Raw genomic sequence first — 8645 nt, forward strand, 5'->3', positions numbered from 1 at the left:
ACCAGTTGGATCTGGAACATATCATCCGTCAGTATAAAGGAGGGGGAACGACCAGTTTCCATCCCAGGATGCTCATTAAGGTACTGTTCTACGCGTATCTGAGCAATATCTATTCTTGCCGCAAGATCGAGCGCGCCCTGCACGAGAACATCCATTTCATGTGGCTTTCGGGCAACAGTACACCGGATTACCGTACGATCAATTATTTCAGGGGAAAGCGTCTTAAGGAACAGATACAGGAGCTGTTTGCCAGTATCGTTCGGATGCTGCATGAAATGGAGTATGTCAGCCTGAAAGTCCAGTATGTAGATGGTACCAAGATCGAATCGGCCGCCGGTCGCTATACCTTCGTTTGGAAGAGATCGATCGAGAAGAACAAGATAAAGCTGGAGGCGAACATCGCTTCGGTCCTTTCGGATATCGATGCACAGATCAGCCAGGACCAATCTTCATTAGGGGATCAGCAAGTCAGCAAGGCCATCGATAGTGCCCAGCTGAAGGAAAAGATCAGAGCGATCAATGCCAAGCTCAAAGGAGTGGATAGATCCACCGATAGGCAGCTGAGGAAGCTTGAAGACGACTATCTGCCCCGACTAGAGAAATATGAGGAGCAACTGGAAGTACTGGGAGATCGCAACAGTTATAGCAAGACCGATACCGATGCCGTGTTTATGCGGATGAAAGAGGACCACATGAAAAATGGCCAGCTTAAACCGGCCTACAATACCCAGATCAGCACCGAAGASCAGTTCATCACCCATTATAGCATCCATCAAACGGCCGYAGATACCACAACCCTGCCCGAACACCTGGAAGGCTTTGAGTCCCATTACGGAAAACAGAGTGAATCCATCGTCGCAGATGCCGGATATGGTAGCGAGCAGAACTACGAGCTGATGGAAGGACAGGGTATAACCGCTTTTGTGAAGTACAATTACTTCCATATGGAACAGAAGCGCAAGCATAAACAGGATCCTTTCTCGGTACAGAACCTATATTACAACCAGCAGGATGACTATTATGTATGTCCGGCCGGACAGAAGCTCAGCTTTATCGGTCATGCAACCAGAGTCAGTGCCAACGGATACACTGCCCGGGTCAGCTGTTACMAGGCTCGGCGATGCGAAGGCTGCCCGATGCGSAGTGGGTGCCATAAAGCTACAGGCGATCGGCTCATTGAAGTGAACCACAGGCTCAATAAGCTCAAGGATAAAGCCCGGGAAAGACTGCTATCGGAAGAGGGAATGTACCATCGGAGCAAGCGACCCATAGAAGTGGAAGCTGTTTTCGGTCAGATGAAAAGCAACAACAGGTTTACCCGGTTCACAATGAAAGGACTGGAGAAGGTCGCTGTGGAATTCGGTTTGATGGCCATTGCCCATAACCTCAGAAAATGGGCAAAAAAGTGGAAAGACAAAGCTTTTATCGGTAAACCAGGTGGCAAAAACTCCCTATTTGCGATAAATCAAGCCATCAACATGCTGAAAAGTATAAAACATCGACTTGCAGCCTAATATTGCTCATGAAATTATAATGGAGCTCCAGAAAGCTATAAAACAGAAGAAGGTGCCTTTTTAGACACCTTCTTATTATTTTATTAATCCTTGATATCACAAAATTATTGTGCGTTCAAGAACATAGATTTTTTAGAATATAATTCTCTGAAATGTGGATCGTTCAAGTCCTTGATGAAACGGATTGCCTCACCAGTAGATTTCATCTCAGGGCCTAATTGTTTATCTACCTCAGGGAATTTTGAGAAAGAGAACACAGGCTCTTTGATTGCATAACCTTCCAACTTACGAACAATAGTAAAGTCTTTCAGTTTATTCTCGCCCAACATCACTTTCGTTGCGATATTGATGTAAGGAACATCGTATGCTTTGGCGATGAATGGAACCGTACGGGATGCTCTTGGGTTTGCCTCGATCACATATACATTCTCATCTTTGATCGCGAATTGGATGTTCAATAATCCCAATACATTTAATGCTTTGGCCAATTTGATGGAGTATTCTTCCATTTTTTGCTGCACATTTTCAGAAAGGCTGAATGGAGGTAACACCGCTGAAGAGTCACCTGAGTGAATACCCGCTGGTTCAATATGCTCCATCATACCGATGATGTGTACATCTTCTCCGTCACAGATAGAATCCGATTCTGCCTCTTCCGCTCTGTCCAAGAAATGGTCGATCAGGATATGGTTACCCGGAAGGTTTTTCAATAGGTTCACTACCGCTTTTTCCAAGTCCTCATCATTGATCACAATACTCATCCCTTGTCCGCCTAATACGTAAGATGGACGAACCAAGACTGGATAGCCAACTTCGTTTGCTACTTTGATCGCTTCTTCAGCTGAAGTAGCCACACCATATTTAGGATAAGGAATATCTAATTCTTTCAATAGGTCGGAGAAACTTCCGCGGTCTTCCGCCAAGTCCATGTTCGCGAAGGAAGTACCGATGATTTTAACACCCAATGCTTCTAAGCGTTCCGCCATCTTCAAGGCTGTTTGACCACCCAACTGTACGATAACCCCTTCTGGTTTTTCCAATTCGATGATTTCACGTACATGTTCCCAGAAAACAGGCTCGAAATATAACTTGTCAGCCATGTTGAAATCTGTTGATACCGTCTCAGGGTTACAGTTCACCATGATGGCCTCATAACCACATTCTTTAGCAGCCAATAACCCGTGTACACAAGAATAATCAAATTCGATACCTTGTCCGATACGGTTAGGGCCAGAACCCAATACGATGATTTTTTTACGATCAGAAACTACAGATTCGTTCTCATCTTCGAAGGTAGAATAGTAGTAAGGTGTATGTGCAGGGAATTCTGCCGCACAAGTATCTACCATTTTATAAACACGGTTGATACCTAGTTCTTTACGACGAGCATAAACCTCATCCTCGGTTGTGTTTCCTAATAACCAAGCGATTTGGTAATCGGAATAACCTTTTTGTTTCAAGGTCATGAAGAAGTCACGCGGGATATTGCTCAATTGATACCTGCGTAATTCGCCTTCCAATTGAACCAGCTCTTGGATCTGTACCAAGAACCATTTGTCGATCAATGTTGCTTTACGGATGGATTCCAAAGGAACTCCCAACTCAAAAGCATCTTTGATGTGGAACAAACGGTCAGCACTTGGATGCTCCAAGCTGTGCATGATCTCTTCCAGGTTTCTGGATTGACGTCCATCCGCACCTAATCCTGCGCGGCCAGTTTCCAAAGACTGCGCAGCTTTTTGAAGCGCTTCGATGAAAGTACGTCCGATGGACATCACCTCACCAACGGCTTTCATCTGTAATCCCAATTCTTTGTTTGCACCTTTGAATTTATCAAAGTTGAAACGAGGAACTTTCACAATTACATAGTCCAATGTTGGTTCGAAATATGCTGAAGTTGTTTTTGTAATTTGATTCTGTAATTCATCCAGGTTATAACCGATCGCTAATTTGGCAGCAATCTTAGCAATTGGATAGCCAGTTGCTTTAGATGCTAACGCTGAAGAACGGGATACACGAGGATTGATCTCGATAGCGATGATTTCTTCATTCTCTGGATTCACCGAGAATTGAACGTTACAGCCACCTGCGAAATTACCAATAGAACGCATCATCTTGATTGCCTGATTACGCATGTCTTGGTAACATTTATCCGAAAGGGTCATACCTGGTGCAACAGTAATGGAGTCACCGGTGTGGATACCCATAGGATCAAAGTTTTCAATGGTACAGATGATGATCACATTGTCGTTGGTATCACGTAGAAGCTCCAACTCAAATTCTTTCCATCCTAAAACTGCTTGTTCTACCAATACCTCATGTGTTGGTGAAGCGTGCAGACCACGATTCAATGCCGCATCAAAATCTTCTTTTTTGTGCACAAAACCACCTCCGGTTCCTGCCAAGGTATATGAAGGACGGATTACCAATGGAAATCCAATGATCTGAGCCGCTTCCTTACCTTCTAAGAATGAGTTTGCAATTTTAGAGGTTGCTACCCCAACGCCGATATCGATCATTAACTGACGGAATTCTTCACGGTTCTCCGTTTTTTCGATCGCAGCAACATCAACACCGATTACTTTGACATTGTATTTATCCCAAATACCACGGTTTGATGCTTCAATACAAAGGTTCAAAGCGGTCTGTCCACCCATGGTAGGTAATACAGCATCGATTTGACGTTCTTGAAGGATCTGCTCAATACTTTCAACGGTCAATGGAAGTAAGTAAACATGGTCAGCTACGACATTGTCAGTCATGATGGTAGCCGGGTTTGAGTTGATGATGGATACAGAGATACCTTCTTCTTTTAAGGAAAGGGCAGCTTGTGATCCAGAGTAGTCAAATTCACAGGCTTGACCAATCACAATAGGTCCAGATCCAATGATTAATACCGAATTAATGGAGGTGTTTCTAGGCATTATTTTCTATTTCAAAGTTAAATACAAAAATACTGTGGACTGTTGCAGACAGATTTTGCCTTAAATGAGAGGTGATTTCCGACTGCTTTGTCGGAGTGCAAAGTTACATTATTATTTTTAAAAACGATGAATAATTTCATGAATTAATATATCACAATCTCATCAGCAAAAAGATATCCTTTCATAGGATTGCTCGCCACAACTTGTACAAATCGCGTCATGATCGGTTTTTCCAATTTTATTTCGAATTTCTGGAATTTCAAGGTTGGATCTTTTGTGCCCACTTGGTTTTTTATGGTCCCAATTTCTCTATAATTTTTACCATTATCAGAAACAAGGACCTTGAATTCGCCAGGAAAATATACACCAGGACCAGGGATCTGCATGAAATTAACTGCCACTGATTTGATTTCCTCTCGACGTTCAAAATCTACAATGGCATCAAAGCCTTTCGTAAAGCCTTGCCATTGCCCATCACTATAGGTTAAAGTACCTTTGATTCCATTAGTTAAGGTTTTAGCTCCTTGAGCAGGATAACCTTCCCATTTGGTTTTGTAGATAACATCTTTTCCAATGGCTTTATGCACATCCAATTCTACTGTCTCCACGGAACTAACCCGTGTAGAATCTAAAAAGGAGGCAGCTTTAATTACTGCAGATTTTGAAAGTTCGATAGGAAGGTTGTAGAGGGTAGAACTGCTTTTAGGTTCTGTACCATCTACTGTGTAGCGAATATAGGGGGTGTATTGTTCCGAGCTAAGGCTCACGGTGTTTTTCAAAGCTAAAGAATCAAAGTTCACCTTTGAGGAAACGGAAAAAGAAGGTCTGTAATAATTAACATCCTTCTCCTGAAGAATCTTATAATGTTGTTGTAAGCGTTTGTTGAAATCTTCCCATTTACGATCTGCCTGCTCGGTCCAGACCATTTCTGCCAAGGCTAAAATGCGAGGAAAGGCCATGTATTCCAAATGCTGGTAAGTAGGGATGTATTCTGCCCAAAGATTGGCTTGGGCACCTAATATATGTTTCTTTTTATCCTCGGGCAATTTAGCCGGAACGGGGTTATAACTATAGACTTTTTCAATAGGAAGGTATCCACCAATAGCTTCCGGTTGGGTTCTTGGATCGGATTGATAACTGTCAAAATAGAGATAAGCACCTGGTGTCATGATCACATCTTGACCTGCAGTGGCCGCTTTAATGCCGCCATCCTCTCCACGCCAACTCATAACAGTTGATCCAGGAGGCAAACCACCTTGTAGAATTTCATCCCATCCGATCATTTTTCTTCCTTTAGTATGCAGGTGTTCCCCGATTTTCTTTATCGCATAACTCTGAAGTTCCTCTTCGGTTTTTAAACCTTCTTTTTTCATGAGCTCCTGGCATTTTGGACAACTTTTCCAATGTTTCTTATCGGCTTCATCACCCCCAATATGGATATAGGAAGACGGAAAGATATTGACCACCTCATCCAGTACATTTCTCATAAATTGATAACTGTCTTCATTGCCCAGACAGAATTCTCCTTGGGTATAGGGTTTTCCTGTGCAGGATAGTTCTGGATAAACTGCAAGAACCTCTTCGGAATGACCTGGAAATTCTATTTCAGGAATGATGTTGATTCCTCGCTTGCTGGCATAATTAACGATTTCCCTTGCCTGTTCCTGGGTATAATAACCTCCATAGGCATTGGGATTTCCTTGTTCTACATATTGTCGGCCATTATTCCACCATTCCTTCCATAGAGTATGCGATCGCCAAGCTGCTTTGGAAGTCAGTTCTGGGTATTTTTTGATTTCCAATCGCCATCCTGCAGCATCGGTAAGATGCCAATGGAAGTTATTCAGTTTATATAAAGCCATTAAGTCGATATATTTTTTAATAAAGCTCAAAGGCACAAAATGTCTGGAAACATCCATGTGTAATCCGCGGTATCCGAATCGTGGCTTGTCCTGGATTTGGATATGGGATAAAGCATGCGGACCTTCCAGTAGATTCAATTGAACCAATGTATAGATCCCAGAAATCATCCCTGATGCCTGATGGGCCTTCAATAGAATACCCGAATCATCTATTTCTAAACTATATCCATTTGGATCTATCTTATCTCGGTCTTGGGCTTTGAACAAACGAACGCCAAGTTGATGCTGTTTCCTTATTTTTTTGACCAGCTCATTGTTGTTTATTTTAAGCGATGGAATTTCATAGAGCAGATCGATGACAGCCGCAAATTCCTCAGTATAATATAATGGAAAATTCTGGTCCAAACTTAATTTCCCATCCATGACAATCATTTTGGAGGGTCTAGGGATAAGGGAAATTTCCTTGTCCTGAGCAAATAGGGACAGGTTGGAAATTAATAACAGTACCAATAGGTGGAACAATTTGGTCTTCATATTATTAATAAGGGGTTTGTTCTTCTGCAAATATCTTAAAATTTTAACACATCCTTCGCATAATTGTTTGGTCGGCAGATTTATGATATTAAGCAAACATAACCTTTATTTTAAATCTTAGAAATATGCTTACATTTGTAGCATGATTCAATTACCTGTCATTCCAGCAAATCAGACGCAACGTAAACCAGATTGGTTAAGGGTTAAATTACCGGTAGGTAAGGAGTACCGTCATGTACGCGGTTTGGTTGATGAGCATAAATTGCATACCATTTGCGAAAGTGGAAACTGCCCGAACATGGGAGAATGTTGGGGAGCTGGAACAGCTACCTTTATGATATTGGGTAATATCTGTACGCGTTCCTGTTCATTCTGTGCAGTAGCAACAGGAAGACCATTAGCAGTGGATACGGATGAACCGAATAGGGTGGCCAATTCGGTAAAATTAATGCAGGTAAAACACTGTGTGATTACCTCTGTAGATAGGGATGATTTAAAAGATGGCGGTTCTACCATCTGGGCAGAAACCATTAATGCGATCCGCCGCGAAAGTCCAGAAACTACATTGGAAACATTGATTCCAGACTTTAAAGGGCAATGGGATAATTTAGAGCGTCTTTTGGAAGTTCGTCCAGAAGTGGTTTCCCATAATATTGAAACCGTTCGTCGATTGACCAGAGAAGTTCGTATTCAAGCGAAGTATGATCGTTCTTTGGAATGTTTGAAGCGTATTTCGGCAGCAGGCTTACGTACGAAATCAGGAATTATGTTGGGATTTGGTGAAACGGAAGAGGATGTTGTTGAAACCATGCAAGATCTATATGATGCTGGGGTTCATATCCTGACCATTGGGCAGTACCTACAGCCTACCAAAGCACATCATCCAGTTGTGGAATGGGTTACTCCGCAACAATTTGAAAAATATAAAGAAATTGGTTTAAAAATGGGATTCAAGTATGTAGAATCAGGACCATTGGTTCGTTCTTCCTACCATGCAGAAAAACATTTGTTTGATATGCAATAAGAAGTCTTGTGTTTAAAGAAAAAATCCTTAGAAATCTCGAGGGCACTGAAAAAGTCTCAACTTTTTAATGAGATTTAAAGAACTGACTGAGTACAGGATTTACCTTACTCGGTCATTTTTGTTTAAAGGATTTCTGAAAGTGTGTTTTTTAATGGCCTTATTGAAGGTTTAGCCGACTAGGCTTGCTGTTTGAGATTTTAGTATCCCAATTGCCCTGTTTTTGAGGTAATACCTTTCCTTTTTAGATCAATTTCAGGATTCTTTTCAAGTTTACCGTAAAGATGGCCATTGCACCCTGCATTTCCATGTTTTGGATACCATAGGAATCAGCCCTGCCATATCCATGGACATTCTTGAGCTCGCTGTTCTTGGCCTCGATTTTATATCTTTCCCTGGACTTTCTCCGATAATAATCTGATTCTTGAAAAGCCATCTGATCTTTGTAAAGATCGGTTTTTATGGAGATGGAATAGGACTTGGTTCTAGCCCCTTCCTTGTAACATCCTTCTCTAAGTGGGCAAACCTTACACTTCTCTACATTAAAGAAATAGCTATCAACTTGATTGCTCACTCCGTTCTTTTTTCCTCCCCGAACTTTTCTGATAGCCAAATGGCCTGCTGGACAGACAAACATCCCTGCGTCCTTGTTAAAGTGGAAGTGTTCTCCCTCTTTCCTGCATCCCTGGCTAACTGCTGGATTCAATTTAGCGATGATATCAATGTTCTGTTCTTTTGCCAGTTGAAGGTTGTCCTTTCCAGAATATGCAGCATCACCTATTATAGTATC

4 protein-coding genes and 1 pseudogene are annotated in these 8645 nt (G+C 42.0%); 2 read left to right on the forward strand and 3 right to left on the reverse strand.

The features are described 5' to 3' along the window. Positions 1-1406: pseudogene (locus CRJ00_RS16450) on the forward strand (IS1182 family transposase); the annotation flags it as partial. 212 nt (positions 1407-1618) lie between these two features. Here the strand turns inward: CRJ00_RS16450 and carB are convergent. Both carB and CRJ00_RS16460 read right to left on the reverse strand, forming a co-directional pair. Continuing rightward, positions 1619-4438: a carbamoyl-phosphate synthase large subunit gene (gene carB, locus CRJ00_RS16455; RefSeq protein WP_099367839.1), complete on the reverse strand. Its 2820-nt coding sequence runs from the start codon at positions 4436-4438 to the stop codon at positions 1619-1621. Positions 4439-4581: 143 nt separating this feature from the next. Next, a complete protein-coding gene (locus tag CRJ00_RS16460; protein WP_099367840.1) occupies positions 4582-6834 on the reverse strand; it encodes a glycoside hydrolase family 20 protein in 2253 nt (750 codons plus the stop codon). 142 nt (positions 6835-6976) lie between these two features. On the opposite strand from CRJ00_RS16460, the gene lipA reads away from it, so the two are divergent. Then, positions 6977-7858: a lipoyl synthase gene (lipA, locus tag CRJ00_RS16465; protein ID WP_099367841.1), complete on the forward strand. Its 882-nt coding sequence runs from the start codon at positions 6977-6979 to the stop codon at positions 7856-7858. A gap of 241 nt (positions 7859-8099) precedes the next feature. Here lipA and CRJ00_RS16470 read toward each other — a convergent pair. Continuing rightward, positions 8100-8645 (reverse strand): transposase (locus CRJ00_RS16470; protein ID WP_180268516.1); only part of this gene is annotated, 546 nt, incomplete at its 5' end.

The sequence above is a fragment of the Sphingobacterium sp. 1.A.4 genome, assembly GCF_002734245.1.
Lineage (GTDB): Bacteria > Bacteroidota > Bacteroidia > Sphingobacteriales > Sphingobacteriaceae > Sphingobacterium > Sphingobacterium tenebrionis.

What these genes read in the sequence shown, in the direction of transcription:
- CRJ00_RS16460 (WP_099367840.1), bottom strand. Translation starts at nt 6,834, where the DNA reads ATGAAGACCAAATTGTTCCACCTATTGGTACTGTTATTAATTTCCAAC.
- lipA (WP_099367841.1), top strand. Translation starts at nt 6,977, where the DNA reads ATGATTCAATTACCTGTCATTCCAGCAAATCAGACGCAACGTAAACCA.
- carB (WP_099367839.1), bottom strand. Translation starts at nt 4,438, where the DNA reads ATGCCTAGAAACACCTCCATTAATTCGGTATTAATCATTGGATCTGGA.